Origin of the sequence: Bacillus sp. PS217 (genome assembly GCF_037963535.1) — a bacterium.
Lineage (GTDB): Bacteria > Bacillota > Bacilli > Bacillales > Bacillaceae > Bacillus > Bacillus subtilis.
In genome coordinates this window covers 1,305,418-1,330,778 of sequence record NZ_CP150157.1, presented here as the reverse complement: position 1 = coordinate 1,330,778, position 25,361 = coordinate 1,305,418, and the positions used below count along the sequence as shown (strand labels likewise).

Sequence of the window (25,361 nt, the reverse complement as noted above, 5' to 3'; positions counted from 1 at the left end):
CAAATGCTGTGCAATTGATCAGTGTCCGCAGGCTTTCCGTCTTGGACGTATTCTGTTTTCGCTTTAATTTAATTTGTAGCCGATTTCAAATTCCACACGGGCAAGATCGCCCTTTCTTGTTTCGACGAGCGTTTTTCCATGCTCCGGCGCTTCTGTGATCCATGCTTCTTGCTTGATGCCGTCCACAATAATGACACGGATTTTCCCGTCCTCCAGCTGGCTCTTAAGCGTGACGGAATCGATATGCAGCAGTTTTTTCGGATGAATCATGTTTTATTTCCTCCCCTTTTCGGTGCAGCGCTTGCTTCAGCTTTTTCTAATAGCTGAATGATACGCTCCTTTGAATGAATAGAATTCCCTTTCAGAAAATCAAGTGCTGCTTTAGACGCTTCCAACAATTCAGGCGCAGCGGCCATCAAAGAGGCATTGCTTTTTTGCGAATAAGAGCTGAGGTCAAATACAGCGGCAATCAGCCGTCCGTTTGAATATGGGAATCTTTCTTTTTCTTCTTCACTGTAAGCTGAATAAATATAGATCGGTTTCGTATCCCCGCACGGGACAGCACGCCACGGTGCAGGGCTTTTCTCTGCCTGTTTTGTCTTTGCCAACACTTTCACTTCCCGTCGTCCTTATACCATTGTTCAATGTTTTTTTCTGTTCGCTTTGCCCGAAACAGCAAAGCGATTAGTGCAGTCAGCTGTTTAATCATAGATATTCAGCCTCGCTTTTCCCGCTGTCAGCATTTGCTCCAGCTTTTGAATGACAGGCGTTAAATCAGTGCCGGACCGGCAGTTCGGACATGAATGAAAAACGACTCCAATACCGGTATGTTCCACAATGACTTTCTTTGTTTGACAAAGCTTACACATTATCTGACGCCCTCCAATCTGTGGTTAAGCTCGTAGGCTGCTCCTTTGATAATCACTAAATAGTCACTGCACATCTCATAGATTCTCGTGCCGAGCGCTTCATCGACCCGTACAAGTGCTTCAATTGTCAGCTCGCTCGAAAGCAAAATCGGTTTATGATTTAAGTAGCGATAATTGAGTACTGAATACATTTGCTCTAATTGCCAATCTGTAGCGCGGGGTTTGCCGTTAACCGGTTTAAACAGGTCATCTATGAACAGCACATCTGCCTGCTTCATCCGGTTCAGCTTCGCTTCTAATAGGGCAAAATCATTTTTCAGATCAGTAAAGCCTTCCACGAACGGAAAATAAATGACAGGCACATAGCATGTTCTCATTAATTCGTTGGCAGCGGCAGTCAAAAGGTGTGTTTTCCCTGATCCGGGCTGTCCTAAAAGGGCAATGCTGTTTTTTCGGCAATCCTTGATTTGTTCATAATCGGCAACATACTCTTTTGTACACTCAAATGCGTCTTTTATGGCCTGCGGCTTTCCCTCCGTGCGGAATTCCTTGAAGCCGAGCTGTCTGAAAGCGTGGGTAATCTCACTTGCACCCAGCAGCCGCTTCACTTTTCGTTCTGCCATGCAGCTGCACATCGTCCAGACTTCCAGGCCATTCTGCCTGACGAGATAACCTCCCTGATCCTTGCAGCGCAGGCAATCATACCTGCTTGCGTCTGATTCGGCCGGTTTGTCCGCCAGTAATGGACGTCTCCCTCTTCTCAGCTCGTCCAAAATCTGTTCGATTGTTCGTTTTGTCATGTTTTTTCATCCTCTCATGCTGAATTGCGGCATTCTTTTTGGCTTGCTGCGCGAAAAATCGATCTTCAATGAATTTCGAGCAGTAGCGAAAAGCCTTGATTGTTTCAGAAGCGGCGGTCCGCCTGTTTTCAAAAGCCTGAAAGCATTCTTCAAGCCATTTGATTGTTTGCGTGACAGGAACGCCGATGGCAACAATGCGGGCGATGGCTTGATAATCTCTTGAGGAAGGATACACGGTGCGTCCTTCTTGAGCCGACCGTAATTGTGTAAAGCGCTTCGCAATGTGATCCACTGCATCATCAGCAGCAGTATATTTGTTTGTTTTATCTATATCTGTACGGTCGTTTGTGTCCGGTGTCTGCGGCGAAAATGGCCGTTCTTTTAGACTCCCGTGTACAGTATTGTCCGATCTGAAGCTGAATTTTTTTGAATGCTTGACCGAAATCATCAGTCCGTATGGCGCACGGACGGCCTTTATGTAATCATGGTTTTCGAGAAGCTCCAGCCATCTTCTGACGGTTTTTTCACTTACGCCGAAGACTGCCGCCATTTCTCTCGCTTTTAACGGCTTATGGCCGAGTACGATGCCCCAGCTTACGCCGTCTTTTTCGATTTCTTTTGTTGTTGAGCTGATAAACCAGAGAAACAGCCATAACGCCGGGCCAATTTTGTCATAATGTTCTGAATTCAATAACCCTGAATACGTCGGAAAAGGATAGCTTTTATCGTTTTTCATTGTACGCCGCTTCTCCTTTTAACATCATGTATGCTTGAAACTGTTCCTGCGTTTCAAAGTGAAACACCGGAAGGCCGCATGCGGTAAACGAAATGGTGCCGCCGGATTGTCCGAGATGGCGCTGATCTATGGGATTTTCACTAAAAACGATTTGGATCGGATACATGTGATCACTCTCCTGATCTTTTTTGATACATTTTGTATCGGATGTTACCAAGTATAAACGATACAATCTGTATCATCAAGTTATTTTTGATACTTTTTTTATCATAACTTTATTTTGATACATTTTGTATCTATAATCATAAGTAACGTAGGGAGTTTAAAAAAGAGAGGTCATAGTATGATAGGCGGCAGATTGAAGAGTCTCAGAGGGAAAAGGACACAGGAAGAAATCGCATCACACATCGGTGTGTCACGGGCACGATATTCCCACTATGAAAATGGGCGAAGCGAACCTGATTACGACACACTCCAAAAGCTGGCTGATTACTTTCAAGTAACGACTGATTACTTATTAACGGGGAAAGACAAAAAATCCGATGACGATATGTTCTCAGATCCGGACCTGCAGCTTGCATACCGCGATATGCAGGATTTTTCCCCAGAAAGCAAACAGCAGGCCATCGAATTTATCAACTATTTAAAAGAAAAAGAGAAAAACCGCAAACCGAAAAATAAATAAATCGTTCTCTGTTCTCTAAAACATATAAAAAGTAGACCGATATAAAGAAAAAAGTGTTTATTTTTTAAAGAAAAGGGAAAGATTTCTACACTACCTTCCAGTCCTATACGGGCTTTTCTTTCTCGCTAAAAACAGAACAAACGTTCGAAAGGGAGTATTCAATTGGGCGATTACTTATCACATCTGGAGGAATACGTTAAAAATTTATACGGCCGGCTGGGCATCACATCCCCTCATCACATTGACATGCTGAAAATCGCAAAGGATCTGGATATTTGGGTGCATTTTGAGGATATGGGGAGCATGATGGTGAAATACGACGGCATGTACAGTATCGTATTGAACCAAAAAAAGTCACGGGAAGAGCAATGGGAGGATTTTGGCCATGAGCTGTGCCACGTGTTAAAGCATGCAGGCAATCATTTTCAGATGAACAAGCTCTTCAGAGAGCTTCAGGAATTCCAGGCAAATCAATTTATGTACCACTTCTGTGTGCCAACCTTTATGCTGTTGCAGATGGAACTGCCGCAATGGAGAAGCCAGGCACTCGCCACAATTGCGGCGGTATTCCGGGTAACAAAGGAATTTGCTGATAAAAGGCTTGACATGTTTGAACGGCGTAAAGCAGGTATTCAATTTCAGAAGCGGCTCGCTTATTTATTATCTCACAAGCGGCCAAATGCGTACGAGGAAGGCGATCAGCAGCACTTGCAGGTCGCTGAGGAAAAAGCGTTATATCATATTGGCAAAAACATCTGATCAAATACGGGCTAAGGATATATTCCTCAGCCCAGAAGAGAACCTAACATTTCGACATTGGGGGAACTGTATTATGCAGCCACATGGGCGCCGGTTTAAGATGAGGCGCAGATGCGAACGCAATCGGAGCCGGGATATACCTGAATTCACCCCGGCCGTCAAAGGCTTCCCCATGTGCCCATCTTCCTTGTGAGCTTTCATCCCCCCTGGAAAAGTTAAACAGGTCATAGGAGACTTCCTGCTTTTCGAGCTCACGCGGAAACGTCGTCGGGACGACAATATCCCGTTCTCTCTCCTCCAGCTCTTTAATGGCCGCGTACCACATATTTTGATGATAGGTATCCCTTGCAATCAAAAATGACAGCATATCTCTTACCCCTGGATCATCGGTCATGGCATAAAGCCGTGTCACCTGAAGGCGTCCTTGGGCCTCCGCATTTAAGTTAGCGCGAAAATCGGCCAGCAGGTTTCCGCTTGAGATAATGTATTTTGCATTCCACGGATAGCCCTCACTATCTGATGCCATCGCCCCCAATCCGGACACAATCGCGTGCTGAGGGTTCATCCCTGACATGACTGCTGCAATAGCGGGATTGCTTTTATAAGCATCCTCCTGTACATCCGCGGGTGCATTGTCCAGAAGCCTGGAAATCATCGTTGCCAGCATTTCTACGTGCCCAATCTCTTCGGTCCCCACATCATATAACAAATCTTTATACTTAGCATCCGCCCTGCAGTTAAACCCTTGAAACAAATACTGCATCATGACGCTAATTTCACCGAATTGGCCGCCGAGCACCTCTTGAAGTTTTTTCGCATAAACCGGATCGGGATGAGCTGGCTTTGCTTGATATTGAAGCTCTTTTATATGATAAAACATGAATCATTCCTCCCCACACTTTCGCACAACCCCAGCGTATGAAGGAATAGGCCAACCGTGCAGGTCCCGTCTAGTTTTATTTATAAAAGCCAAGCTTGACGGCTTCCACATATCGATCAAACAAATCGTTTTGTATGTAGCTTTTATCACGGCACCCAAAATTGCGGAATAGCGCATTTCGCTGTGCCGTGCTTACCTCCAATTGCAGTCCCATTTCTCTTTTCGTCCGATTGACAATATTGTTTGGGTGTACACCTGCCAGGCGGTCTTTCTCATTAGTGAGCTCGGCGCTAAAACCCGCTTCATTCAGACGCTCACAAATGAGCTTGGCTTTTTTACGATCCGCCCCGCCGACCAATGTATGCGGGATTTTCGGATCATAATACCCGTGAAACGCTAATGCGTAATGGTGGTCATTCACTTTTTCTAAAGCCAGCGGCTCATCAAAACGAATGCTAGTGAGATGCAAGGAACGGTTGTTTCGCTGCTTTAGACCCTCAAACAAATAGATGGAACATCGATCCGAAAATGCCCGCACCAGTTCACTGACGCCAGGCTCAATTCTGCCGCCGTGAGGACCGAGGACGATAAGCTCACTTCCGTTTTTCTCCTCATAAATAATCCGGTACTCCGACTCAGAAGCAGAAAGGGCCGCAAAGCTGTCATACATATCTTCCATCTTGAACGCCCCCCTTTACCAGTCAGCACCAGTTTACTCTACTCATCTATGAATGAAAACCTTTTTTATAGTATGATTTGATAGAATACGCAGAGGAGGTATATGATGGGGTTTATTGATGGATTACTCGGCAATGCATCAACACTGTCAACGGCAGCTGTGCAAGAAGAGCTTGCCCATATTTTACTTGAGGGTGAGAAGGTTGAAGCCGCGTTTAAGCTGGTTCGCGATTTGATTGTCTTTACTGACAAGCGGCTTATCCTTGTAGATAAACAGGGAATTACAGGCAAGAAAACGGAATTTCAATCGATTCCGTACAAAAGCATTTCCAGATTCAGCGTGGAAACCGCCGGCCGCTTTGATCTCGATTCAGAGCTGAAAATTTGGATCTCCGGCGCAGAACTTCCTGCCGTCTCAAAGCAGTTTAAAAAAGATGAGAGCATTTATGATATTCAAAAGGTGCTTGCCGCAGTTTGTATGTAAGATAAAAAGACGGAAGCTTCACAGCTTCCGTCTTTTCATTTACAGCTTTTCCTCCAGCTTCGCTTTCGTTTTCGGACCGTAAATCCCATCAGCCGTTAAACCGCTGACAGACTGAAAACGTTTCACTGCATTTGCTGTTTTCGGGCCATAAACGCCGTCAACGCCGTGATTTTCCGCTCCTTTATCAGGATAAAAATAAAGAGCGGCTAAAGCGGTCTGCACCTGCTTTACTTTTGTCCCTTTCGTCAGCGGGCTTGTCACTTTGATCACGCCGGATGGGAGCGGATATGAGGGTGCGGCATGGCTTTTAGAAGCAGATGCCGTCTGAGGCAGTTTGATCACTTGTCCGACTTTAATGTAATTCGGGTCAGTAATATGATTGATGCTTTGCAGCGTTTTCACACTGACTCCGTGTGATGCGGCAATCCCTGACAATGTGTCGCCTTTTTTCACATGATATACAGACGCTGAAGAAGAGACTGCAGCTTTTTTAGCTGATACGCCCCCGTTTAATTCCTTTTCAATTGCCGCCTTCACTTGATCCCAGCGCCCCTCTGATAAAATGCGGTGCGGGCAATACTTTCCGTTCCAGTCCTGGTGCTTTCTCACACGATCGATGCCCCAGCCGCGCTCCTTCAAAAGCTGTGCAACAAATGAAATCGCCAAGGCTTCAGCTGCCTCATACTTCGGGCCTCCCGATTTGCTGTAGCAAATCTCAACACCGATTGATTTGCGGTTTCCCGGACCGTTTGTGCCGTCACCTGTGTGCCAAGCGTTTCGGTTAAGCGGCAGACCTTGAATCACCTCTTGATCATCGACCGCAAAATGAAAGCTTGTCGAGCTTGTGTTCCCGATCATATAGCTGATTTCATTGGCCGCTGATGCATCGTTTGCCGTGTTGTGAATGGTAATGTATTCAGCGGACATTGCATTAGGACACTTCAACGCGTATTTCGCCTCAGAAACCAAATTTTTCTTTACTGGAATGCTCACCTATCATCTCTCCTTTTCTTTTTTCATAAATAGGTGGCATTCGTAGGACGAAAAGCTCATATCATCTATCACGTAATATGGATAAATGTGTTAAACTGAAGTTCACGGAGGGTCTGAATATGTATACATATTTAATGCTGACAATGAGAACGGAGAAATTTAATCAGAAGCATGTGGCTGGGCACTATGAATTTCTGGATCGTTTACAGGCAGAAAAACGTTTAAAAATGTTTGGGCCATTTAGCGACGCCACAGGCGGAGCGTATGTCATCGAAGCAGATTCACTGGAAGAGGCAGCGGAAATCGGCCATGCGGATCCGCTGGTGGCAAGCGGATCTTCTGAGCTGACGATAAAAGAATGGAAGCTGAAGAAATAAAAAAGACCCCTAAGGGTCTTTTTTATGCATCATGTTTGATTGCGTGCCGCAATATGAAATGTTTTCCCTTCTGTGTTTGCTGTTTCACCTGCATGAACCATCACCTGAGTAAAGCTGAACCCGACCGCAACGAGCAACAAACCTGACATCCATTTAGATTTCATATAAACAATCTCCTCTCTGGATTTGTTTTTGTGCGTGCACCATTTTCTCATAAAATGAAAGTGCTTTTTCGGGCTGTCCGTTTTCTATATAGAATTGGGCAGCATCATGCGCCAGCTCTTCAATATAAGGATACAGCATATGTTCTTCAAGAAATTGAAAGGTGTGTGAGACTGATTCTGTGTCTATGTTTTTTCCGTATAACGCATGTAAAAATTGAAAAAGCTCCACAAATAATTCATCACTGTATTGACGGGCGATTTCCAATCCTTCACGATACTTTTTTTGCGCTTCGGCGTCATTTTTTTGTTTATACAGAACTTGTGTTAAAGAGTAGATAGAATGCGGAAGATTGTCGAACTTTTCCGACTTGCAAATAGAAACAGATTTCTCAAAGTATTCGGCTGCCTTTTGCAGTTCACCCATTTTCTCATAGCAGTTTCCGAGATTATATAGGGCGGAACTGATCAGGCGGGGATTGCCTTCTTTCTTTGCAAGATCTAAAGCCAGTTCTAAGTGGGGCAATGCTCTTTCTGGATACTGCATATCATCATAATTACCTGCAATAACGAATTCACATTGGATTCTGCGGACGGTGTACGTTTCATACATTTGGTATGTTTCTAATGCCTGAACGGCGTAGCTCATCGAAACATAGGTTTGTTTTAAATTGTAAAAAATCTCAGCCATTTTAAAAGCAAACTCGGCTTTCTCAATATCATCCGAGACGAGGGCAAGATTCTTTTCTGCCCGTTTATAGTACATCATGGCACTGACAAACATCTTCTGCTTAAATTCATACATTCCTCGAAAAAAATTAAAGTAATATTCGAGAAGCCCTGTCAGCTTGTACTGATTCCCTTCGATGTCTTCTAATAATTCTGAAAACTCCAGCTGCGACGTGTCCTCTCCAAAAGGCTTAATGTAATCCAGCATGACACGATGCCTGAACTCCATTAAAGAATAATACAGCAGCAAATCTTGGTCTTCTTCCATATCCTCAATTTCTCTTTCTACTTCGAGCTTGACCCGTTCGGCTTCAGCGACGTGGAACTGCCGGATATGAGTATACCATTCATTAATTTTAAGCCCGACATAAGAGGACGGAATCGTCTGCTTCATCCTCAATTAATCCCCCCTTTTTGAATTACCCGAGATATGTCATATTTTATCATATTTGCAAGAAAAAGAAGAACGCAAAATAACCGCAATTGTCGAATTTCGGCTAACCGCAACAAAAAAGCACGGGTTTTTCAAACACCCGTGCTTTCTTTTTAGTGAAAACCGACTTTGTTTCTTTCCATCCAGCTTCCCCGCTGGCTTTTTCTTTGCTCTCCTGTCATGTCTTTCACCATGGTTTCAATATGGTGATTCCCTTCTTGGTGCCATTGAAGGGCTGAAGATACATATAATTCTCCAAGCTGTGCAAAGGAAAAGCCTTCTGTAAGTTTTGCGGCGTTTTTTATTTCTCCTTCACTCAAAAAGATGCCAAAGCCTCTCATTTTCATATATTCCAGCCGCAGCTCTTCATCCGGAAGCCCGATTTCATAGGCACGGTCAAATCGCCCTGCACGATTCATCAAACCTGGATCGATCTCTTCGGGATAGTTTGTCGTACCGATGAGAAATAGCCCCTCTTTTGATGTCGCGCCGTCCAACGTATTGAGAAAAAAGGACCGCACATCTTCCGGCATCGAATCTATATCCTCGATGACCAGAACTGCAGGAGCGAGGCGTCTCGCTGCCTGAAAGACTTCTTCTATTGTCTCGCTCGACGTAAATTCAGTAATTTGCCAATAAGCAACAGGTGCATCGATACTGCCTGCGATCGACTTCACTAACGTCGTCTTTCCGTTTCCAGGAGGTCCATATAACAGAATGCCGCGCTTGTAAGGGATGTCATATGTTTGATAAAACGATTTATCACTATGAAAAAACTGATCAATTGATCTGTATATCTCTTTTTTCAATAGCGGATTCATGATGACTTGACTCCGCTGAACCTCTCTGACAATGGCTTCCTGCTCTCTTGAAGTCCCTCCATCTCCATCCGTAAACACGGTCACTTTCCGCTTGCTTTTTTCCCAAAGACGCGGTCTGACTCCCTCCAGAAATGCACGCATCTTTTCATCGTTAACCGCAAACAGACAATCAAAACTCATAATGCTCCCATCTTGAAAATATGGAATTCTGGCAAAAGCAACTCCCTTTTTGGGATACGCGTATACACTGTTTCTTATAGACTTATGGACGGTATAATCCGGTTCTTTCTCATCTTCATCGTAAGCAAAGGTTTTCTTTTCAAGCTTTTCAAATATATATGCCACATGCTCAGGTTCCAATGAACCGCTGCGGACATCTTCTACAAGAAGCTCCCAGTATTCCGTATTTGGATCATCACTGGCATAGAGCTCATAGAATACACCGTATTGATCATAAAGCGTTTCTTCAATCCGTGTGATAAGGTAACCGAAAGTGCCGTAGCCCGCCGCAGCTCTTTCATTCTCTTTTTCTTCGTACTGATAAATGAAAGGTATGTTAGTCATGTTTATACTCCATTTCATGTTTTGTGAACGTTATATATACGATTGACATAGCATTTTGTTTCATCCCACAGCATATTACTTGTGAATTCATAACCGTTGATATAGGATTTCATTGCACCATTTATTTTTACATATGGAGGAGATCATAATGAGCCAATCCAATCAAATTGTCAGCCATTTTTTATCCCATCGAAACGTGACCAACGAGCTTGCCGAAAAAATCAGCAAAGACCACTACAGCTACAAACCGGCAGAAACATCAATGTCAGCAGAAGAGCTGGTCAAACACATTCTTACGTCTTTCCACTTGTTCGCAAATGTCATTAAGGAAGGCAATGCCTCACCATTTCAAAACAAGCAGGAGGAAACAGAAACAGATCTCAATGTTCTGGCAAAAACATATACAGAAAAAACGGTCGCTATCCTTGAACAGCTGACTGAAGAGCAGCTGGACAGAGAAATTGATCTGACATCCGCTTTCGGCAGAAAAGTCACAGGCCGCGCGCTGCTTCAGCTTGCAATGGAGCATGAAATTCACCATAAAGGCAACCTGTTCGTGTATGTGCGGGAAATGGGCCACACTGAGCTTCCTTTCTATCAGCAGCGCATGTAGCGTAAACAAGAAAAAAGATACCTGTTAAGAGGTATCTTTTTTTTGTGCCTTTAGTACTTCTCGATTTCGTCCAGACACTCATTATAGGGCAAATGAATAGAGATATTGAGCATACCAAAATTTCAAGCAGCTAACGTGCAAAAATTCAAAAAATTTAATTGATTAACGCGTGCTAATCATATATAATCTGATAAAAATAGTCGGGTTTTCAGGAGGCCTTTATCATGAGTGTAAGCATCATATTGATGGGTTTGTTTGTCGGAGCCTTAGTCGGATTGACGGGAGTGGGTGGAGCGGCCTTATTAACTCCCCTTTTAATTGTGCTTGGAATTAATCCTTCCATCGCGGTCGGTACGGATCTTGTATATAACTCGATCACAAAGCTGTTTGGCGTTGCCTCCCATTGGCGGCAGAAAACGATTAACTTTAAATTGGTAAAATACTTAGCCATCGGCAGTATTCCGAGTGCTTCGCTAGCCATTGGCATATTGCATTTGTTCCCCGCCTTTCACCAGCATCAGGAAGAAATTATTAAGCACGCTCTAGGATATGTGTTAACGCTGGTTGCCATTTCAATCATCGTTCGTTTGTTTTTGGATAGAAAACTTCGTCCCAACCGCTGGCAGCTGATGCCGCTTGAAGATAAGAGGGCGCTGACGATTCTTATTGGTGTTGTGTTTGGGTTTATCGTCGGATTAACATCAATCGGTTCCGGCTCATTATTTGCAATCGCCATGATTTACTTATTTAACATGAAAGCGTCACAGATTGTCGGAACCGATATCGCGCATGCATTTCTTCTTGTTACGGCAGCAGGCATTTTGAACGCAAGCTTCGGAAGCGTGGATTACATGCTGGCAGCTAATCTGCTCATTGGTTCAATTCCCGGCGTGCTGATCGGAAGCCATCTTTCGCCTCGATTCTCCCCGCGTCCGCTGCAATTTATTATGGCGTCCATTATTTTAGTCAGCGGTTTAAAATTGATTTAATGAAGAAGGCTATCCGCTTGAAGGATAGCCTTTTCTTATTATAGCGTCACACCCGATTTAAAAATGGCAAGTTCTCTGAAATCATTTTTTTCATGGTTCACAAGCTGGCCGCTTGCCACCTCAATCATATAGTGGATAAACTCACGCAGCACATATTCCTCATGAACATCATCCTCTGCTAAAAGGCCTGCGTTAAAATCAATCCAATGCGGCTTCGCTTCATACAGCTCGGTGTTTGTCGCTACTTTCACCGTCGGGACAAAGGTGCCAAACGGCGTGCCTCTCCCCGTTGTAAAGAGGACAATTTGGCAGCCGGCCGCCGCCAATGCGGAGGAGGCGATCAAATCATTGCCCGGTGCGCTCAAAAGAGTCAGCCCTTTTGTCTTGAGTACTTCACCGTATTTCAAGACATCCGTGACAGGAGAAATCCCCGCTTTTTGCGTACAGCCCAGCGATTTATCCTCAAGTGTAGAAATGCCGCCCGCTTTGTTGCCCGGTGAAGGATTTTCGTACACCGGCTGATCATGTTTAATAAAGTATTGTTTGAAATCATTGATTAAATCGACTATCTTATGAAACACTTCTTCATTGGCAGCCCGCTGCATCAGGATGGTTTCTGCGCCGAACATTTCCGGTACTTCCGTCAGCACAGTACTCCCTCCCTGTGCAATGAGATAATCTGAAAAACGTCCAAGCAGCGGGTTTGCGGTTATGCCGGAAAAACCGTCCGAACCTCCGCATTTCAGCCCGATCTTCAGTTCAGACAGCGGGATGTCTTCTCTCTTATCTCCTTTGGCCGCTTCATGAATTTCCTTCAGCAAAGCAACACCTGCCTCCATTTCGTCGGTCACCGACTGGGATTCCAGAAACTTCACCCGCTCCAGGTTCACATCTTGCAGTGCTTCCTTCATTCTTGCCAGCTCATTGTTTTCACAGCCAAGCCCTAACACCAAGACGCCGCCGGCATTTGGATGGCGAATGGCATTCAGCAGGATCTGCTTCGTATTTTCATGATCGTCGCCAAGCTGCGAGCATCCGTATTGATGCTTTAACACCAGTACGTTATCAAATGGAGCGATATCCCCTGTTTCTCTGACAAAACGCTGCAGCATTTTTTCTGCTATTCCATTGACACAGCCGACAGTTGGGACAATCCACAATTCATTCCGTACACCCGCATCTCCGTTTTCTCTTCTAAAACCTTTAAACATCCGGTTCTCATTAGAATACGGATTTTCATCAAATCTCGGTGTATAGCTGTATAATTGGATATCAGACAGGTTTGTTTTCGTATTATGGACATGAATATGCTCTCCGATCGAGATATCTTGTGATGCATGACCGATTGGAGACCCGTACTTGATGATGCTGTCGTTTTCTTTGATAGACTGCAATGCAATCTTATGGCCTCTTTTTATATCATCCTTTACTTCAATCGACACGCCGTCCGCATGCAGCCTCTCTCCCTTTTGGATATCCCGCAGAGCAAGAAGGACATTATCTTGCTTATGAATCTTTATAAACGACTTCAACGTACCTCTCCCCCTTGTATGCAGTATTGTTCAAGAGCCCTCTGCATGCCCAGCTCATGAATATGATTCAAGTAAACAGCGACTCTATCAGTCAGCTTCGGTATCTCATTGAGATCTGCCCCCCACAGCCACTGTTCGCCTAACACTCTTGAGGCAATCCGAAGCATGTCGCCATCCTCCTGACACCAAACCTCTTTGAAAAATTGAAGAACTGCCGGATCATCCTGCAATGTCTCGTTATCATGATAAAAATACAGAAGAGCGCTGAAAGAAAACACCAAGCGTTCAGGAAGCTGTCCCCTTTGTTCAGCATATTCCTTAAGAGTCGGCAGGTTTCTCGTTTTGAATTTGGAAATGGCGTTCAATGCAATGCTTTCCAGGTAATGCTTAATATACGGGTTTTTAAAACGGTTCAGCACATCGTCAGCATACTGAGAAAGACCTTCCATTTTTAAAACAGGAAGAATTTCGTCATCAATCAGCTCTCTTATAAATTGCCCCACTACCGGATGCTCGACAGCACCCCTAACAGTTTTTAAGCCGTATAATAAAGCCACTGGCGTCATTGCTGTATGAGCGCCATTTAAAATTCTTACTTTTTTAGTCCGGTATGGGGTGAGGTCGCTGACGATCTTTGTATGCAGCCCTGCAGCCGCGAAGGGAAGTTCTTTTCCAATCCAATCAGGCCCCTCGATAACCCATAAATAATATTGCTCTCCCACAACTATCAAATCATCCTGATAGCCAAGATCTGCCGTGATCTCCTCGATGCTGTCTACAGGAAAACCCGGGACAATCCGATCTACTAAACTATTACAAAACGTATTGGCCTCATGAACCCACTGTGTAAAACCTTCCTCCAGCTTCCACAGATGTGCATAATGAAGAACCGTTTCCTTCAGCTTTTCACCGTTCTTCTCGATCAGTTCACATGGGAGTAGGACACACCCTTTTGTCTGATCTCCTTTAAAAGCCTGATAGCGGAAGTAGAGAAATGCAGTTAATTTCCCAGGGAATGTTCTTTGCGGCCTATCCTCTAAACGATCTTTTTCATCACATACAATCCCGGCCTCAGTGGTGTTGGAGATGATAAACCGAAGCCTTTCGCTTGATGCCAATTCTTTGTATGCTTCATAATCAGAAAACAGGTCAATTCCCCGGCTGATTGAGTTGATAATCATATGCTCGTTTACCGCTTCTCCATCTTTCATTCCTTGTAAAAAAAGCGTATATAATCCATCTTGCTCATTTAATCGTTTGATTTTTTCTGAACCCCTTGGCTGAACAACCGCCACACTCCCATTAAAATCAGTGTGTTGATTCAATTGATCAATCTGCCAATCGATAAATCCCCGAAGAAAGTTTCCTTCTCCGAATTGGAGAATTTTTTCTGGATACTGAGTATAGTGATCGTACACATTTTTATTCAGCTTCTGCACCCTTATTGCCTCCCTCTTTTTATGCACACGTTAACATTTTTCTGTATAAAGAATGCCCGCTGAAAAACGGGACATCACGTCGTCAATCGTCTGACTGAATCACGCACCATAAATTCTGTGTTTTCCAAGATTTTTTCTGCTTTTGTTTCGGGCTCGCTGATCAGCGACAAGAGTTTTTGCGCACCGAGCACGCTGATTTTCTCCACTGGGCGCTTTACTGTTGAAAGCCTTGGCGTGATGTACTGTGAAAACCCAATATCATCAAACCCGATCACCGAAATATCATCAGGAACGCGCAGGCCCTTTGCGAATATCGCATTCATCGCTCCGATTGCCATGTCATCATTCGAACAAAAAACAGCGGTTGGAGGATTCGGCAGTGCCAGCAGCCGCTCCATCGCTTGAAAGCCGCTTTCCATATCGTACTGTCCTTTGACACTGTATTCATGCTTGATCGGAATATGATGTTGAATCAGTGCAGATAAGTAGCCTTCCTTTCGCTGCTGGGAGGATTTAAAGCCTTCGATCCCCTCGATGATGGCGATGTCTTGATGTCCGGACTGAATGAAGTATTCTACAGCTTCTTGAGAGCCTTCCTTGTCATTGGACAAAATATTCGTGATGGTACGATCATCAATATCACGATTCAGCACGACAAGCGGAATGTTTTTTTCGCGAATATGGTAAATAAAAGAATTATCAATGTCACTTTGGCTCATTAAAATGATGCCGTCATATCTCATCGGTGTAACGGAGTCATAGTTTTTCAGATCATCAATGCCGCGCACATACAGATTGTAATCCTCACATATGGCTTGATTGACGCCTTTGATTGTGTCTGCAAAGAAGCTGTGTGAGGTTCCGTTTGTAATGCTTGTAAAGAAAAGCCCGATCGTATGCGACTTTTGCATCGCCAGACTTTTCGCATTTACATTTGGTGTATAGTTGAGCTGCTCTGCTAGCTCTAATATTTTTTTCTTCGTATGTTCTTTGATGTAAGGGCTGTTGTTGAGTGCTCTGGAAACGGTTGTGTGGGATACGTTTGCGAGTTTTGCGATATCTTTTATGGTTACCATCTAATTCCCTTCCTTATCATACCGGCTGCGATTATTTACTGTATATTGTATCATCAAACATACCGCCTCTCCCACTGTATTTCCAGATTAATAAGACACAGGGTTTTCCGCTTCTGTTCCCGCTGTCTTGCCGATGATTGGACGGACAAAACGAATCACAGCAAGTGAAGCGAAGACAGCCAGCCCTCCGGCAAGCAAAAATGCTCCAGAAAACGTGCCTGTTTGGTCAACAATAAATCCGGTTAAAGCCGGGCCGATAATTCCTGCCGTGTTGGCGAGGAAATGCATGAAGCCGCCAACAGAACCGACATTGTTTTGATCAACCACATCTTGAATGACAGCCCAATAGATAGCACCGGTCAAATAAAGAAAGAACACTGACAGAGCGACAAGAGTGACAGCCCCCGCAGTCGTTGCCACAAGCCCGGCAAAACCAATCAGGACAGCTGATGAAAACAAACACGTGACAAGCACAACCTTGCGCGAGAACAGCACACCTTTTCGGGCCGTTTTTTTGTACACATAGTCAGAAACAAATCCCCCTGCAGCCAGCCCGATAAATCCTAAAATCCACGGTATGACCGTGATGACACTCATCGATTCAACACTTAATCCCCGCTCGTCGACAAGATAGCTCGGAAACCACGTCAAAAAGAAGAAGAGGATGTAGTTGTAAGCGAAAAAAGCGAACGCCGTGAACAGGACCGTTTTTTGCTTCAGGTAAAAGGTGAGCGGAATTTTTTCTCCGGGAGACGTTTCTGCTTTTATTGCCGGTGCTTCCTTGATCGTCTCTTGCGGCTTTTCTTTGACAAACTTGAACCAGAGCACTGCCCATATCAATCCAATAATCATAATGAGAACGAAGGATACCTTCCAGCTGAACGCCACTGCGATCATGCCGACTATCGGGCCGGAAATGGCTCCCCCGAGCGGCGTGCCGCTGTTGGTTACACCGATAACAGACGCCCGCTGGGTCGGCGGGAACCAGTTGTTCACCATCTTGTTGATGGTCGCCGAAAGCGGGCCTTCTCCCATTCCGAAGAGAATGCGTATAATCAGCAGGCTGACAAAGCCAAAAGCGAGGGCGACTGCTCCGCTAAACAGCGACCAAACAACCATCGCGACAAACAAGGTCAGCTTTGCCCCATAGCGGTCGGATGCCACGCCCCCAAGAAAGTTAAAAATCGCATAACCAATCGAAAAACTGCTGAAAATCAAGCCCATTTGCGTGGCAGACAATGTGAGATCATCCTGAATAAAAGGAGCTGCAATGGAAAGCGCCGAGCGATCCAGGTAATTAATCACCCCTGCCAGGAACAAAAAAAGGATAACGGGAAGCTTATCTTTTGAAAACATCTCAACCTCACCCCTATGTTGGTTCAGTTTCTGTTGCACCGCTTTCGTTACACACCTGAATAAGCCATAAATCCTCCATCGACAGGAACGGTGATCCCAGTGACAAAACCGGAATAGGATTCATCCGCCAGCCAAAGAAGCGTACCGAGCAAATCCTCGGGTTTTCCGAAGCGCTTCATCGGTGTTCCCGCAATAATTTTGTGAGATCGGCTGGTGAACGTTCCGTCTTGGTTGATCAGCAGATCATGATTTTGTTTTGTCAGAAAGAAGCCTGGGGCAATCGCATTGACCCGCAGCCCGGTTTCGGCAAAATGAACAGCCATCCACATCGTAAAATTATTGATGGATGCTTTCGCGGCACTGTATGCCGGAACCTTCGTCATAGGTGAATAAGCACTCATGGAAGAAAGGTTGATGATCGCCGGTGAATCGGCTTTCAGCAGCTCTTTTCCAAACACTTGCGAGGCCAGAAACGCACCGGTGAAATTGGTGGAGAATACAGTTAGAAAGCCCCTCTCATCCATATCAAAAAAGGATTGGCCTTCTCCCGCTTCTTCATATGTCTCCACATCGGTTATCGCGTCAGGATGATTGCCGCCAGCCCCGTTAATTAACAGATCAACAGCGCCAAATTGGCCAAGGATGTCTTCCTTTGCCCGTTCCAGTGACATCCTGTCCAGCACATCCGCAGCAACAGCGCACGCTGTGCCGCCAGCCGCCGTTATCTCCTTCACGACCGCTTGGCCTTTTTCAGCCGTCCGATTCAATATCGCCACCTTCATGCCATGACGGGCAAGCTCCCGGGCCATCGCAGAGCAAAGCACGCCGCTGCCGCCAGTGATGACAGCCGTTTTACCTGCCAGGTTCTCATGCAGCGGGATCATACGCCCACCTCTTTTTTTGCCATTGCTTCATAGGCGTCCCACAGCCCGTTCAAATACATGATGCCAAGTGCCCGATCGTATAAGCCATATCCCGGGCGGCATTGCTCGCCCCAAAGATGGCGCCCATGATCCGGTCTGACATATCCTTCGTAATCCTGCTTATGCAGTTCTTCCATCACGCCTTGAATGTTGATCGAACCATCCTTTGTTAAATGAGATGTTTCAATAAAATCGCCATTCTCATAAATTTTCACATTGCGAATATGTGAAAATGGAGCGATGCCGGCATACGTTTTAGCGATCTCCACCATGTCGTTAGCGGGATTGGCTCCCATTGAACCTGTACAAAGGGTGATACAATTAGACGGTGAATCTGATACCGCCCGCAGCTTCTTATAGCTTGCCTCTCCTGTGATAATGCGCGGCAGTCCGAAAATCGGCCACGGCGGGTCATCCGGATGAATGGCCATTTGAACACCATAGGCCTCAGCAACAGGAAGAATTTCCTGCAAAAAGAATGATAAATTGTCCCATAGCTTTTCTTCATCGACCGTTCTGTAGGCAGCAAAAAGCTCTTTGATCCGAGCTAATTTTTCGGGCTCCCACCCCGGCAGTGTCATGTCAGATGCATCCTCCACCGTCCGAATCAGCTCTTGAGGATCAAGGCTTTCCACCTTGGCCTTTTCAAAAAACAGAGCGGTCGATCCATCTTCTAGCGGCCGGAACATGTCCGTGCGTGTCCAGTCAAAAACCGGCATAAAATTATAGCAAATCACTTTCACGCCAAATCCGGCAAGGTTGCGGATCGTTTGCTTGTAGTTTTCAATATACCGGCCGCGTTCTTCGTTCCCAAGTTTAATTGCTTCGTGAACATTCACGCTTTCTACAACTTCAGCATGAAAACCATAGGATTGAATATATTCGGTCTCGGCTCTGATTTCTTCTTTTTCCCACACGTCGCCGACAGGCTTTTGATGGAGAGCCCAAACGATGCCTTTGACACCGGGAATTTGCTTCACGTGTTCAAGTGTGACTGTATCGTTGCCTCTTCCATACCATCGGAATGTCATATTCATGCTCGCACCTCCGGATTCAGTCATTTAATCAAACGTGATGACGGCTTTTCGCACCTGATCTGGATGCTCCTTAATAAACTGAAATGCATGATGAACGTCATCAACTGAAAATGTATGGGTCACCAGCCCGTTATGCACTAACCGGCCTCCATTCAAAAGCTCTACCACTTTTGGAAACTGATTGGTCTGCAATCGCGATCCGGTTATCGTGACTTCTTTTTTTGTAATTGGCAGCTGAGAAATCTGAGCCGCTCTTTCATCAAATCCAAGCACAACCACATGTCCCGCCGGTGACACAGCCTCAATTGAAAGTGCAAAAGTCTCCGGCAGGCAAACAGCATCAATGACCACGTTTGCTCCTTCATTCCCAGTCCATTCAAGGACCCGCTTGGCAACATGTTCTGCTTGGACATTTACAACAGCATCGGCGCCGTTTTCTTTCGCAAATGCCAGCCGATCGTTGTTCAAGTCAGTCATCATGACAGCAGCGCCCGCCAGTTTTGCCATTTTTAATACACAGATCCCGATGGGTCCCGCTCCCTGGATCAGGACGGTATCACCTTTTTCCACCTGGCCTCTCCACACTGCCTGGGCGCCTATCGTATAAGGCTCGGCCATGACTGCTTCCTCCCAAGACAAGTCCTTTGAGACCGCGTGAAGCTGCCTTTTCGGAAGCACAATATATTCCCGCATGCCTCCGTCCTCATGTACGCCAAATACAGAAAGCTTGGCGCAAACATTCGGCCGCCCTTTGCGGCAGGCATAGCACGATCCGCAATAAGAAATCGGCTCAATCACCACATGATCACCGGGTTTTAGGCTCTGTACATTCGCACCAACTGCCTCCACTTGTCCCGTTACCTCGTGTCCGATGACTCTCGGGAGGGTAGCGAGCGGATTCGTTCCATGATAAATGTGCATGTCTGAACCGCAAACGCCGACTCGCTTGACTTTCACGAGAACTTCATCATCCTTTGAAAGAACTGGCTTCTTCACCTCCGCTGTCACCAGATCATACGCTTTTCGCACTTGAACCGCTTTCATTTTACTCACCTGCTTTTTAAGAATTCATACACGCTCCGGGCGATAGAAATTCCGTTTTTCTTATTTCTTTCTTCATGCAGCTGCTCGATCTCGCCGGGCACATACACTCTTTCGAATCCAACAGCCGGCGGTGATTGCTGCAGTTCATCAATCATGGCATCCATCTGCTCTAAAAACGTATCCCAGTCAGTAAAAAAGGCTGGATTGATCGCGCAAACGTAATGCCCCAGCTTTCTTTTTTGATCAAGGCCGCTGTACATTTTGGCAATATGAGGGCCAAAAGCCGCGCCCGCCAGCAATCCTGAAAATACATCCACCACAATCGATAGTCCATAGCCTTTCGGGCCCCCGAATGTTGAAAGTGAGACGACCTTGTCAGGATCAGTTACTGCTTCTCCGTTTTCATCGACTCCCCATCCTTCAGGAATTTCTTTGCCCTCTTCACGGGCCTGCAGAATCTTCCCAAAAGCCACTTTGGATGTCGCCATATCTAGGATAAACGGTTTTTTGTGCTTAGCCGGAACACCGTAAGCAATCGGATTTGTCCCTAAAAAAGGAGTCCTCCCCCCAAACGGGACAACGATACTGTCTGTATGCGTCATTGCCATTCCGATCAGCTTTTCGTCAGCCGCTTTTTGCACAAAATAGCTTAGCGCTCCGCAATGGCTGCTGTTTACGGCCGTGACCATGCCGACTCCTTTTTTCTTCGCCATGTCAATTGCATGGTCCATCGCCATGTCGCAATTCACATGACCGAAACCATCGTCTCCGTCAAGCACCCCGGTCACAGGCCCCGTTTCTTTAAAAACAGGCTGTGCCCCAGGATTGATCCCTCCCGCTAAAAGCCTGTTCACATAGTGTTCTGTGCGCAGCACGCCATGCGAATGTACATTGCGCAAATCAGCGTGCACGAGAACATCTGCTACTTTTTCAGCATCTCGTTCATTCAAACCGGCACCGGCCAGCTTTTGCCGAACGAGTTCCTTTGCTTCTTCAGCTACAATTGTTATCGTTTTCAAGCAAGTGCCTCCTTCCTTATCAGTTTTTTGGGCACTCTCCTAGCGAAACCCCTACAAACACATTTTATTTACAAATTATTTTAAATATTCTCTATATTATATTGTCAGCTCTTTTGATGAAGATCCTGAACGATCTGAGCATGCTGCTTGTCTGTGAGTTTATAAAGAAAGCCGATAATGATCATCGCTAATGCCAAAGCAATGGCCGGATACAGAAGAAGCAGCGCTTTGATGCCAATCAGCGCCTGTGCTGTCTGGACTGCATTCGGCACATAGCCGATAATCCCCAAACCGATCCCCGAGAGAAAGCCAGACAAAGATTGAGCAAGCTTTCTTGAGAAATTGAAAAGTGAATATGTCGTCGCTTCCTTCCGTTCACCGGATTTCCATTCGCCATAGTCGATAATATCGGAGACAAGAGCCCACGTGATGCCATTTGGGATACTAATTCCGATAAAGGCGATACTGGCGAGAATTGTAAACACATAAACGTTAGATGGAAGCATAAAGTTGATCAGATCCGCGGCCACACTGATGCCGAAGCCGATCATTGCCGTTCGTTTCTTTCCAAACATCTTGACGAGCTTTGGTAGGAATACGACGCCCAAAAAGGAAGAACCGATAATGATGAAGTTCATATAAGCCATTAATTCAACATTGCCCAGGTTATATTGTGCGAAATAGACTAGCATGGCGGATTTAATGTTGTATGCGGAAATTGAAAAAATCGTCATCAGGACAAGGGTTAACAGCGGTTTATTTGTAATAAATGTTTTGACGACAGATGAGAGTGTTAATTTTTCTTTGGGTGCTTCCGATATGACAATGCGTTCTTTGCAGTTGCGGTAGCAAATATAAAACCAAAGCACACCTAGTGCGGCGAACAAGCCCATGACCACCGGGTAGCCGACCTTCGGATTATCAAACTTGATGAGCAGCGGCATCACGGCCACACTTGTGATAAACAAGGCGCCAAGTGATCCGATTTGGCGGAACGTCGAAATGGAGGTCCGGTCCTCAGAATTTTGAGTCATCGCTGCCCCTAATGAGCCGTACGGAATATTCACAAACGAATAGCCGATGCCCCAAATCATATAGGATGCATATGCATATATCAGTTTTCCGGTCGTTGATACATTGGGAGACAGAAAAATAAGAACAGTAAGCACCGCAAGCACGATGCTGCCGATTAATAGATAAGGCCTGAATTTCCCCCGTTTGCCGATGTTTTTGCGATAATCGATTGATGAGCCGACAATTGGATCTGTTATCGCTGCAAACAGCTTACTGACTAAAAAAATGCCGCCGGCCATCGCAGCGGGGATTCCCGCTACATCAGTGAAATACTTCAATAAATAAATCTGGCCGAGATCAAACATAAAACCATTGCCAAAATCACCAAAACCATAGGACATTTTCTCTTTCAATGAAAGCCTTTTTTCCGTTTCGACCGACACAACCTTATTTGCCAGTTCAGTTCGCATGTTCCACCTCTGTGCCTTAAGAATTTTCGGATAGTGGTCCGCTCAGCAATACTGAGCGGACACTTTGTTACACGTTTGCTTTCTCTTCTTGAAATTGAAAGTAGTGTTTCGCATTGTCATAGCAAATCCCCTGAACGATGCTTCCCAGAAGCTCCATATCGCGCGGCACTTCGCCGTTTTCCACCCATTCTCCAATCAAATTGCAGACGATCCGCCTGAAATATTCGTGGCGCGTATACGAAAGAAAGCTTCTGGAATCGGTGAGCATGCCGATAAAACGGCTGAAAAGGCCAACATTTGATAACGCTTTCATTTGGTCGAGCATCCCGTCTTTAGTATCGTTAAACCACCAGGCTGTGCCGAATTGTATTTTTCCCGGGGTAATACCGTCCTGAAAACTGTTGATCATGCTGGCGATGACATAGTTATCATTTGGATTCAGTGAATATAAAATCGTTTTCGGCAGCTGGTTCTTCATCTCAACTGAGTTCAGCAGCTTGTATAAAGGCTTAGCAATTTCTTCATCGTTCATTGAATCATAGCCTGTATCAGGTCCGAGCCTTTTCATCATTTTTGTATTCGTGTTTCTTAAAGCGTTGATATGAAACTGCATCGCCCAATCGAGCTCCGCATACAAACCGCAAAGAAACTGAAGCGTATATGTCTTAAATTTCTTCTCATCTTCATAAGAAACCTCTGTTCCTTGTAATCTGTCAGAAAAAATCCGTCCAGCTTCTTCTTTTGTTGTTTCGGCAAATACCATTGAATCTATCGCGTGATCAGAAACTCTGCCGCCGGCTGAGTGGAAGAATCGCACTCGTTTTTCCAAAGCCTTTAAAAACTCATCATAGGTTGCAATGGATATGGCGGCGGCATCTTCAAGCGCCTGCACCCACTCAGGAAAGCCTTCACGATTGATCTCAAGTCCTTTATCCGGCCGAAATCCAGGCAGCACGCTGACAGGAAAGTCTTTGTCTTCTCTTAATAATAGATGGTATTCAAGAGAATCAACAGGGTCATCAGTTGTGCACACAACCTTTACATTTGATTTCACGATTAAATCCCTTGCCCCGAAGCCTTCCCCTTTGAGCAGTTCATTTGTCCGTTTCCATATAGCCGGCCCGGACTTCTCGTTTAAAATCTCGTAAATGCCAAAAAAACGCTGCAATTCTAAGTGAGTCCAGTTGTAGAGCGGGTTGCCAATCGCCATCGGCACGGTTTTCGCCCAAGCCATAAATTTCTCCTCATCAGGCGCATCTCCGGTGATGTATGTCTCCCCAATTCCATTGGCTCTCATGATACGCCATTTATAATGGTCACCATACAGCCAGGCTTCCGTGATGTTTTGAAATGTCTTATTTTCATAGATTTCTTTCGGACTTAAGTGGCAGTGGTAATCAATAATTGGCATGTCTTTCGCATAATTGTGATAGAGGCTGACAGCGGTTTCATTTTTCAATAAAAAGTTTTCGCCCATGAAGGGGTCCATGTCCTCACCGTCTTTCATTCTATTTCAAAATGTTAACGTTAACATTTTGATTTGTTTTTATTTTACCTTTATATTCCTCTGGGTTCAATCTCTTTTTTGAAAATAAAATGTTAACGTTGGCATATAAACAAAAAAGACATTGCCAGAAAGCACTCGGTAAGGAACGCTTTTGGCAATGTCAGATTCATTAAAAGGATTAGTAAGCCAGGCTGAAAAGTCCTTTAATGTGTGTTAAGTAGCGTACGTTACTTGCTTCTTTCATCAAGGAAGCAGGAAGACCTTTAAGCGGTGTAGAATTTGCACCAATGATGGCAACCGCGTCTTTGCGTCCAAGGCTTGCAAGTGTACCAGAGTTTACTGGCTTGAATGTTTCAAGCGTTTTGCCTTCCAGGTAAGCGAATAGGTTGTAACCGATCAGCTCACCCATTTGCCATGCGATTTGTGCAGTTGGCGGGTATGGACGGCCGTCTGCACCGAAGTAAACTGCGCTGTCTCCAGCAACGAATACATCTTCATGAGATGTAGATTGCAGGAAGTCATTTACAGTCGCGCGTCCGCGGTTCACTTCTAGACCTGATTCACCGACTAATGGGTTACCTTGTACGCCGCCAGTCCAAACAAATGTGTTGGCAACAACTTTAGATCCGTCTTTCAGATCAATTACGTTTCCTTCTACATTTGTAACAGGAAGACCTGTTAAGAACTCAACGCCGCGTTTTTCAAGGCTTGCAGTCGCACGCTCGATAAGATCATCCGGAAGAACAGGAAGGATCTTCGGACCTGCTTCAACAAGTTTCAATTTGATTTCTTTATGGTCTACGCCGTATTTTTTCGCAAGGTTCGGCATGATGTCAGCAAGCTCACCAACAAGCTCAACACCTGTTAAGCCGCCTCCGCCGATAAGGATTGTTGCATCTGCTTCATTTTTCGTTTTAGAGTACTCGCGCACACGATCTTCAACATGCTGGAAGACTTTGTTCGCATCAGCAGCAGATTTCAATACCATGCTGTTTTCTTCAAGACCTGGGATGCCGAAGTAAGCCGTTACAGAACCAAGACCTACAACAAGCGCATCGTAAGTTAATGTAGAACCGTCAGCAAGCGCAACTTCTTTTTTATCAACAGAGAAAGAGCTTACTTCCGCGATTTTAAGATCAATGTCTTTGCCTTTGAAAAGTTTTTCTAATGGCATAGCAACCGCTTTTTCAGACACGTTGCCTGCAGCAAGACGGTGTAATTCCGTAATGATTTGGTGAGTTGGGTATTTGTTTACCACTGTCACGCGTGCTTGTTCTTTTGTGTAATGTTTGCGAACTGTTAGAGCAGAAAGAACTCCGCCATAACCAGCGCCTAGAATGACAATATGTTTTGACATCGTATATCCTCCGTCC

Annotated in this window: 29 protein-coding genes; 6 read left to right on the top strand and 23 right to left on the bottom strand. The window is 45.2% G+C overall.

All coding sequences use genetic code 11. The annotated features are described in order from the left end of the window. Nucleotides 1–63: 63 nt before the first annotated feature. The 6 genes from xtrA to NSQ83_RS06975 all read right to left on the bottom strand — a co-directional run bounded on the left by xtrA (nt 64) and on the right by NSQ83_RS06975 (nt 2,571). The gene (gene xtrA / locus NSQ83_RS07000) at nt 64–270 is read right to left on the bottom strand and encodes a phage-like element PBSX protein XtrA (RefSeq protein ID WP_003244900.1); all 207 of its coding nucleotides are present in this window, start codon (nt 268–270) and stop codon (nt 64–66) included. Next, nucleotides 267–617: a phage-like element PBSX protein XkdD gene (xkdD, locus tag NSQ83_RS06995; RefSeq protein WP_003245290.1), complete on the bottom strand. Its 351-nt coding sequence runs from the start codon at nt 615–617 to the stop codon at nt 267–269. The genes xtrA and xkdD overlap by 4 nt, the downstream gene beginning before the upstream one ends. An 84-nt stretch (nt 618–701) precedes the next feature. Then, entirely contained in the window at nt 702–869 is a 168-nt protein-coding gene (locus NSQ83_RS06990) for a hypothetical protein (protein WP_198878893.1), read from the bottom strand. After that, on the bottom strand, nt 869–1,669 hold the full coding sequence (locus NSQ83_RS06985) for an ATP-binding protein (RefSeq protein WP_015252287.1): 801 nt from the start codon (nt 1,667–1,669) through the stop codon (nt 869–871). The genes NSQ83_RS06990 and NSQ83_RS06985 overlap by 1 nt, the downstream gene beginning before the upstream one ends. Further along, nucleotides 1,569–2,405 (bottom strand): phage-like element PBSX protein XkdB, encoded by an 837-nt coding sequence (locus NSQ83_RS06980; RefSeq protein ID WP_003245799.1) that lies wholly within the window; start codon nt 2,403–2,405, stop codon nt 1,569–1,571. Before NSQ83_RS06980 ends, NSQ83_RS06985 begins: the two co-directional genes overlap by 101 nt. After that, the gene (locus tag NSQ83_RS06975) at nt 2,392–2,571 is read right to left on the bottom strand and encodes a hypothetical protein (RefSeq protein WP_003232712.1); all 180 of its coding nucleotides are present in this window, start codon (nt 2,569–2,571) and stop codon (nt 2,392–2,394) included. The genes NSQ83_RS06980 and NSQ83_RS06975 overlap by 14 nt, the downstream gene beginning before the upstream one ends. 177 nt (nt 2,572–2,748) lie before the next feature. Here NSQ83_RS06975 and xre point away from each other — a divergent pair, with 177 nt between their 5' ends. Further along, entirely contained in the window at nt 2,749–3,090 is a 342-nt protein-coding gene (gene xre, locus NSQ83_RS06970; protein ID WP_003232719.1) for an HTH-type transcriptional regulator Xre, read from the top strand. Nucleotides 3,091–3,252: 162 nt separating this feature from the next. Next, nucleotides 3,253–3,849 (top strand): ImmA/IrrE family metallo-endopeptidase, encoded by a 597-nt coding sequence (locus tag NSQ83_RS06965; protein WP_003232721.1) that lies wholly within the window; start codon nt 3,253–3,255, stop codon nt 3,847–3,849. 43 nt (nt 3,850–3,892) lie between these two features. Here the strand turns inward: NSQ83_RS06965 and NSQ83_RS06960 are convergent, their stop codons facing one another. Continuing rightward, entirely contained in the window at nt 3,893–4,729 is an 837-nt protein-coding gene (locus tag NSQ83_RS06960; protein WP_003245071.1) for a manganese catalase family protein, read from the bottom strand. A 76-nt stretch (nt 4,730–4,805) separates the two neighbouring features. Further along, complete coding sequence (locus tag NSQ83_RS06955; RefSeq protein WP_015252289.1) at nt 4,806–5,408, bottom strand: poly-gamma-glutamate hydrolase family protein; 603 nt, start codon at nt 5,406–5,408, stop codon at nt 4,806–4,808. A gap of 105 nt (nt 5,409–5,513) precedes the next feature. Here NSQ83_RS06955 and NSQ83_RS06950 point away from each other — a divergent pair, with 105 nt between their 5' ends. Next, a complete protein-coding gene (locus NSQ83_RS06950; RefSeq protein ID WP_003245254.1) occupies nt 5,514–5,891 on the top strand; it encodes a PH domain-containing protein in 378 nt (125 codons plus the stop codon). 39 nt (nt 5,892–5,930) lie between these two features. Here the strand turns inward: NSQ83_RS06950 and NSQ83_RS06945 are convergent, their stop codons facing one another. After that, nucleotides 5,931–6,884: an N-acetylmuramoyl-L-alanine amidase gene (locus NSQ83_RS06945; RefSeq protein ID WP_128422184.1), complete on the bottom strand. Its 954-nt coding sequence runs from the start codon at nt 6,882–6,884 to the stop codon at nt 5,931–5,933. A 119-nt stretch (nt 6,885–7,003) separates the two neighbouring features. Between NSQ83_RS06945 and NSQ83_RS06940 the strand changes: the two genes are divergently transcribed. Further along, nucleotides 7,004–7,261, top strand: coding sequence for a YciI family protein (locus NSQ83_RS06940; protein ID WP_198878892.1), 258 nt, complete (start codon nt 7,004–7,006; stop codon nt 7,259–7,261). 29 nt (nt 7,262–7,290) lie between these two features. Here the strand turns inward: NSQ83_RS06940 and phrA are convergent, their stop codons facing one another. From phrA to yjoB, 3 genes are all read right to left on the bottom strand, one after another. Beyond that, complete coding sequence (phrA, locus tag NSQ83_RS06935; protein WP_003245487.1) at nt 7,291–7,425, bottom strand: phosphatase RapA inhibitor PhrA; 135 nt, start codon at nt 7,423–7,425, stop codon at nt 7,291–7,293. Beyond that, a complete protein-coding gene (gene rapA, locus NSQ83_RS06930) occupies nt 7,415–8,551 on the bottom strand; it encodes a response regulator aspartate phosphatase RapA (protein WP_015252291.1) in 1,137 nt (378 codons plus the stop codon). Before rapA ends, phrA begins: the two co-directional genes overlap by 11 nt. Nucleotides 8,552–8,697: 146 nt before the next feature. Next, nucleotides 8,698–9,969 (bottom strand): ATPase YjoB, encoded by a 1,272-nt coding sequence (gene yjoB, locus NSQ83_RS06925; RefSeq protein ID WP_015252292.1) that lies wholly within the window; start codon nt 9,967–9,969, stop codon nt 8,698–8,700. Nucleotides 9,970–10,117: 148 nt separating this feature from the next. Between yjoB and NSQ83_RS06920 the strand changes: the two genes are divergently transcribed. Both NSQ83_RS06920 and NSQ83_RS06915 read left to right on the top strand, forming a co-directional pair. Next, nucleotides 10,118–10,582: a DinB family protein gene (locus tag NSQ83_RS06920; protein WP_015715724.1), complete on the top strand. Its 465-nt coding sequence runs from the start codon at nt 10,118–10,120 to the stop codon at nt 10,580–10,582. A 224-nt stretch (nt 10,583–10,806) separates the two neighbouring features. Next, the gene (locus tag NSQ83_RS06915) at nt 10,807–11,571 is read left to right on the top strand and encodes a sulfite exporter TauE/SafE family protein (RefSeq protein WP_033884348.1); all 765 of its coding nucleotides are present in this window, start codon (nt 10,807–10,809) and stop codon (nt 11,569–11,571) included. Nucleotides 11,572–11,609: 38 nt separating this feature from the next. On the opposite strand, the gene NSQ83_RS06910 is transcribed toward NSQ83_RS06915, so the two are convergent. The 11 genes from NSQ83_RS06910 to NSQ83_RS06860 form a co-directional block, all read right to left on the bottom strand. Next, nucleotides 11,610–13,103, bottom strand: a complete 1,494-nt coding sequence (locus NSQ83_RS06910) for an altronate dehydratase family protein (RefSeq protein ID WP_198878891.1) — start codon at nt 13,101–13,103, stop codon at nt 11,610–11,612. Next, a complete protein-coding gene (locus NSQ83_RS06905) occupies nt 13,100–14,542 on the bottom strand; it encodes a tagaturonate reductase (protein WP_198878890.1) in 1,443 nt (480 codons plus the stop codon). Before NSQ83_RS06905 ends, NSQ83_RS06910 begins: the two co-directional genes overlap by 4 nt. Nucleotides 14,543–14,616: 74 nt before the next feature. Continuing rightward, on the bottom strand, nt 14,617–15,618 hold the full coding sequence (locus tag NSQ83_RS06900) for a LacI family DNA-binding transcriptional regulator (protein WP_198878889.1): 1,002 nt from the start codon (nt 15,616–15,618) through the stop codon (nt 14,617–14,619). Between the two features lie 87 nt (nt 15,619–15,705). Further along, a complete protein-coding gene (locus NSQ83_RS06895; RefSeq protein WP_029946346.1) occupies nt 15,706–16,974 on the bottom strand; it encodes an MFS transporter in 1,269 nt (422 codons plus the stop codon). Nucleotides 16,975–17,021: 47 nt separating this feature from the next. Further along, complete coding sequence (locus NSQ83_RS06890) at nt 17,022–17,858, bottom strand: SDR family oxidoreductase (protein ID WP_003245605.1); 837 nt, start codon at nt 17,856–17,858, stop codon at nt 17,022–17,024. Then, entirely contained in the window at nt 17,855–18,934 is a 1,080-nt protein-coding gene (gene uxuA, locus NSQ83_RS06885) for a mannonate dehydratase (RefSeq protein ID WP_198878888.1), read from the bottom strand. The genes NSQ83_RS06890 and uxuA overlap by 4 nt, the downstream gene beginning before the upstream one ends. 24 nt (nt 18,935–18,958) lie before the next feature. Next, nucleotides 18,959–19,978, bottom strand: coding sequence for a zinc-binding alcohol dehydrogenase family protein (locus tag NSQ83_RS06880; protein WP_198878887.1), 1,020 nt, complete (start codon nt 19,976–19,978; stop codon nt 18,959–18,961). A gap of 5 nt (nt 19,979–19,983) precedes the next feature. Beyond that, the gene (allD, locus tag NSQ83_RS06875) at nt 19,984–20,997 is read right to left on the bottom strand and encodes an ureidoglycolate dehydrogenase (RefSeq protein WP_198878886.1); all 1,014 of its coding nucleotides are present in this window, start codon (nt 20,995–20,997) and stop codon (nt 19,984–19,986) included. Nucleotides 20,998–21,101: 104 nt separating this feature from the next. Then, the gene (locus tag NSQ83_RS06870) at nt 21,102–22,481 is read right to left on the bottom strand and encodes an MFS transporter (protein ID WP_198878885.1); all 1,380 of its coding nucleotides are present in this window, start codon (nt 22,479–22,481) and stop codon (nt 21,102–21,104) included. Between the two features lie 67 nt (nt 22,482–22,548). Beyond that, nucleotides 22,549–23,970 carry a glucuronate isomerase gene (gene uxaC, locus NSQ83_RS06865; RefSeq protein ID WP_198878884.1) on the bottom strand — a complete coding sequence of 474 codons (1,422 nt, stop codon included), beginning with the start codon at nt 23,968–23,970 and terminating at the stop codon, nt 22,549–22,551. Nucleotides 23,971–24,166: 196 nt separating this feature from the next. After that, on the bottom strand, nt 24,167–25,345 hold the full coding sequence (locus NSQ83_RS06860) for an NAD(P)/FAD-dependent oxidoreductase (RefSeq protein ID WP_015383407.1): 1,179 nt from the start codon (nt 25,343–25,345) through the stop codon (nt 24,167–24,169). Nucleotides 25,346–25,361: the final 16 nt, after the last annotated feature.

Bases quoted from the DNA above. Each gene is read 5' to 3' on its own strand.
- NSQ83_RS06870 (WP_198878885.1), bottom strand. From the start codon at position 22,481: ATGCGAACTGAACTGGCAAATAAGGTTGTGTCGGTCGAAACGGAAAAA.
- xre (WP_003232719.1), top strand. From the start codon at position 2,749: ATGATAGGCGGCAGATTGAAGAGTCTCAGAGGGAAAAGGACACAGGAA.
- uxuA (WP_198878888.1), bottom strand. From the start codon at position 18,934: ATGAATATGACATTCCGATGGTATGGAAGAGGCAACGATACAGTCACA.
- NSQ83_RS06985 (WP_015252287.1), bottom strand. From the start codon at position 1,669: ATGACAAAACGAACAATCGAACAGATTTTGGACGAGCTGAGAAGAGGG.
- uxaC (WP_198878884.1), bottom strand. From the start codon at position 23,970: ATGGACCCCTTCATGGGCGAAAACTTTTTATTGAAAAATGAAACCGCT.
- NSQ83_RS06860 (WP_015383407.1), bottom strand. From the start codon at position 25,345: ATGTCAAAACATATTGTCATTCTAGGCGCTGGTTATGGCGGAGTTCTT.
- NSQ83_RS06900 (WP_198878889.1), bottom strand. From the start codon at position 15,618: ATGGTAACCATAAAAGATATCGCAAAACTCGCAAACGTATCCCACACA.
- phrA (WP_003245487.1), bottom strand. From the start codon at position 7,425: ATGAAATCTAAATGGATGTCAGGTTTGTTGCTCGTTGCGGTCGGGTTC.
- NSQ83_RS06960 (WP_003245071.1), bottom strand. From the start codon at position 4,729: ATGTTTTATCATATAAAAGAGCTTCAATATCAAGCAAAGCCAGCTCAT.
- NSQ83_RS06890 (WP_003245605.1), bottom strand. From the start codon at position 17,858: ATGATCCCGCTGCATGAGAACCTGGCAGGTAAAACGGCTGTCATCACT.
- NSQ83_RS06950 (WP_003245254.1), top strand. From the start codon at position 5,514: ATGGGGTTTATTGATGGATTACTCGGCAATGCATCAACACTGTCAACG.
- NSQ83_RS06980 (WP_003245799.1), bottom strand. From the start codon at position 2,405: ATGAAAAACGATAAAAGCTATCCTTTTCCGACGTATTCAGGGTTATTG.
- NSQ83_RS06915 (WP_033884348.1), top strand. From the start codon at position 10,807: ATGAGTGTAAGCATCATATTGATGGGTTTGTTTGTCGGAGCCTTAGTC.
- NSQ83_RS06975 (WP_003232712.1), bottom strand. From the start codon at position 2,571: ATGTATCCGATCCAAATCGTTTTTAGTGAAAATCCCATAGATCAGCGC.
- NSQ83_RS06895 (WP_029946346.1), bottom strand. From the start codon at position 16,974: ATGTTTTCAAAAGATAAGCTTCCCGTTATCCTTTTTTTGTTCCTGGCA.
- yjoB (WP_015252292.1), bottom strand. From the start codon at position 9,969: ATGACTAACATACCTTTCATTTATCAGTACGAAGAAAAAGAGAATGAA.
- NSQ83_RS06880 (WP_198878887.1), bottom strand. From the start codon at position 19,978: ATGAAAGCGGTTCAAGTGCGAAAAGCGTATGATCTGGTGACAGCGGAG.
- xtrA (WP_003244900.1), bottom strand. From the start codon at position 270: ATGATTCATCCGAAAAAACTGCTGCATATCGATTCCGTCACGCTTAAG.
- NSQ83_RS06990 (WP_198878893.1), bottom strand. From the start codon at position 869: ATGTGTAAGCTTTGTCAAACAAAGAAAGTCATTGTGGAACATACCGGT.
- NSQ83_RS06940 (WP_198878892.1), top strand. From the start codon at position 7,004: ATGTATACATATTTAATGCTGACAATGAGAACGGAGAAATTTAATCAG.
- NSQ83_RS06920 (WP_015715724.1), top strand. From the start codon at position 10,118: ATGAGCCAATCCAATCAAATTGTCAGCCATTTTTTATCCCATCGAAAC.
- NSQ83_RS06955 (WP_015252289.1), bottom strand. From the start codon at position 5,408: ATGGAAGATATGTATGACAGCTTTGCGGCCCTTTCTGCTTCTGAGTCG.